Annotated in this window: 1 protein-coding gene and 1 pseudogene; one reads left to right on the forward strand and one right to left on the reverse strand. The window is 68.2% G+C overall.

Annotated features, from left to right (window positions below):
• Window positions 1-282 precede the first annotated feature (282 nt).
• Complete coding sequence (locus tag ACFWW9_RS46050) at window positions 283-570, reverse strand: hypothetical protein (protein ID WP_390389984.1); 288 nt, start codon at window positions 568-570, stop codon at window positions 283-285.
• A gap of 420 nt (window positions 571-990) precedes the next feature.
• Here ACFWW9_RS46050 and ACFWW9_RS46055 point away from each other — a divergent pair.
• Window positions 991-2,360 (forward strand): annotated as a pseudogene (locus ACFWW9_RS46055) (beta-ketoacyl synthase N-terminal-like domain-containing protein); the annotation flags it as partial.

A 2,360-nucleotide genomic window follows, 5' to 3' on the forward strand; every position in this document is an offset into this window, starting at 1 on the left:
GGGCTTTGGGGCACTGCCTTTTGGCCCGATCAAGGGGCAAATCTAGGGGCCCCAAATCAAATCGGACACAGCGGGCTGGGAGCCGAAGCCGCCGAGTGGGCGGGCTGGAACCGGCGGCCGCCGACTGGGCGAGCTGGGAGCTGGAGCCGCCGAGTGGGCGAGCTGGGAGCTGGAGCCGCTAAGGGGCCCACGCTGAAACCCGCAGGCTGATAGTCGAGCAGACAGCCGAACGCCCTGTCTGCGGTGCCACGCAGACAGGGCGTTCAGGGATTGGGGGAGGGGTCAGCCGGTTTGGCGGCGGTAGCCGCCTACGCCCTCGTCGTCCGCGCCGTGCCACAGCTCGGGGTTGTACGGGGCGTCCGGGATGACCACTACGTCCGCCAGTTGTTGGACCCGGCGGGGGCGGGAGGTGTTGCCGCGTAGTTCGGTGATGTCGATGTCCAAGCGTTCCACGTCGTTCAGCAGGCGCTGTACGTCTGGGACGTCGCCGAAGTGGAAGCGGAGGGACGCTACTTTTCGGCGGAGCACGCTGACGATGCGTTGCACCTCGGTGATCTCACTGTTCGGCACGGTGTTCCTCCTTGGTGGCGCAAACGCTGAACTTGCATCCTCCGAATAGGGTCAAACTATCCGGGTGTGATCTGGGATACAACCCCTATTCCCACCCCTAGTGGCAGGTGGGGGCCCCTGTGGTTCACCTGTTCTTCACATTCGGTGGTGTGTGGCGCTCTGCGAGGGGTGGTGGACCTAGTAGACCGATCGTGGTTCCTGTTGGCAATACCCCGGTTCGAACCAAGGGGAGCTTAGGGGGCCGCTAGGGGTTTCTGCCTTCCTTCGCTAGGGAAACGATGAGCAACGGTCGCACATTCTGTCTGCGGATTGTGGAGCGTTATGTTGAACGAGTCCGAGCACATCACGACCGCCACGTCCACCAACGGCTCCGGGGCGGGGGAGCAGCCTTCCGCCTGGAGTCTTCTTGTTCAGGCGCCCGAGGCCGAGCAGGAACTGCTGCTGGTGGAACTGGTGGGGCGTGCTGCCGCCGCTGTGCTGCGGCGGGCGCCCGGAGAGGTGGTGGCCGCCGAGCGGCCGTTCCTCGAGCTCGGATTCGATTCGATCGCGGCGGTCGACCTGCACGCGAAACTGACCGAGGCGACCGGACTGCACCTGCCGATCACCCTGGTGTTCGACTACCCGACGCCCGCCGCCGTGGCGAAGTACCTGCGGGCGGAGGCGTTGGGGCTGTCGGCCGCGCCGATCCTGCCGCCGAGTGCGAACACGGCGTCGGACGAGCCGATCGCGATCGTGGCGATGGCATGCCGGTTCCCCGGTGGGGTGTCGTCGCCGGAGGAACTGTGGAGCTTTGTCGCTGACGGTGGGGACGCGATCAGCGGGTTGCCCACCAATCGTGGGTGGGACCTGGACGCGTTGTACGACCCGGACCCGGAGCACCAGGGGACGACGTACACCCGTGAAGGCGGGTTCCTGCACGACGCCGACCAGTTCGACCCGACGTTCTTCGGGATCTCGCCGCGTGAAGCGATCGCGATGGACCCGCAGCAACGTCTTCTGCTGGAGACGTCGTGGGAGGTGCTGGAACGCGCGGGCATCGATCCCGGCACGTTGCGCGGCAGCTCGACCGCCGTGTACGTGGGGGCGGAGCAGCAGGAGTACGGGCCGCGGCTGGCCGAGGCGCAGGGGCACGAAGGGTCGTTGCTGACCGGCAACACGGCGAGCGTGGCGTCGGGGCGGATCTCGTACACGTTGGGGCTCGAAGGGCCCGCGGTCACGGTGGACACGGCGTGCTCCGCTTCGCTCGTGGCGTTGCACCTGGCGGTGCAGACGTTGCGGCGCGGGGAGTCGTCGCTGGCGTTCGCCGGTGGTGCCGCGGTGATGGCGAGTCCGGGGTCGTTGGTGGCGTTCAGCCGTCAGCGCGGGCTGTCGCCGGACGGGCGCTGCAAGGCGTTCTCCTCCACGGCCGACGGGACCGGGTGGTCCGAAGGCGTCGGCATGGTGCTGCTGGAGCGGCTGTCGGACGCGGAGCGCAACGGGCACCCGGTGCTGGCGCTGGTGCGCGGGTCGGCGATCAACCAGGACGGCGCGTCGAACGGGCTGACCGCGCCCAACGGGCCCGCGCAGCAGAGGGTCATCCACCAGGCGCTCGTGGACGCGGAGCTGACCACCTCCGACGTCGACGTGGTGGAGGCGCACGGGACCGGCACGGTGCTCGGGGACCCGATCGAGGCGCAGGCGATCCTGGCGACCTACGGGCAGAATCGCGAGACGCCGTTGCTGCTGGGGTCGCTCAAGTCGAATCTCGGCCACACCCAGGCCGCCGCGGGTGTCGCCGGGGTCATCAAGAT

It is taken from the genome of Umezawaea sp. NPDC059074 (genome assembly GCF_042738955.1).
Classification (GTDB): domain Bacteria; phylum Actinomycetota; class Actinomycetes; order Mycobacteriales; family Pseudonocardiaceae; genus Umezawaea.